The 461-nt window shown below is 67.9% G+C and carries 2 pseudogenes; both read right to left on the bottom strand.

The annotated features are described in order from the left end of the window. Window positions 1–260 (bottom strand): annotated as a pseudogene (locus BZY54_RS48455) (sugar ABC transporter permease); the annotation flags it as partial. A gap of 2 nt (window positions 261–262) precedes the next feature. Beyond that, window positions 263–461: pseudogene (locus BZY54_RS54505) on the bottom strand (ABC transporter substrate-binding protein); the annotation flags it as partial.

Genomic DNA, 461 nt, shown 5'->3' with positions numbered 1-461 from the left:
CCCACCGCGGCGACGATCGCGGTGACCACCATCGTGCCGGTGATGTCGTGCGACTCGAACACCGTCCGGTAGTTGTCCAGGCCGGTGAACTCGGGCACGCGGTTCGGAAACCCGTTGTAGTCGGTGAAGCTGTAGTAGAAGGCGTAGCCGACCGGTACCACCAGCAGTGCGGTGTAGATCAGGACGGCGGGCGCGACCATGCCGGCGCGGGCGCCCGCTGAGCGCCACGCGCCGGTCCGCGAGCTGTTTTTACGTGTCATGGTCAGCGGTTCTCGTCGACCCACTGGTCGATCGACTTCGCGGCCTGCTCGGGCGTCGCCCCGGTGTAGAGGCTCTGCACGACCTCGGTGAACTTGGGGTTGAAGCCGGTGACCGGCAGCCGGGTGTTGCCCATCCCCTCGCCCACTGCGACCAGCGACGGCGCGTCGTCCAGGATGGCCTGCACCTGCTGTCCGACGGCG

Origin of the sequence: Streptomyces carpinensis (assembly GCF_002154505.1) — a bacterium.
GTDB lineage: Bacteria > Actinomycetota > Actinomycetes > Streptomycetales > Streptomycetaceae > Streptomyces > Streptomyces carpinensis.
Note: the sequence above shows the minus strand (reverse complement) of the source record. Positions and strands in the feature narration are given on the sequence as shown.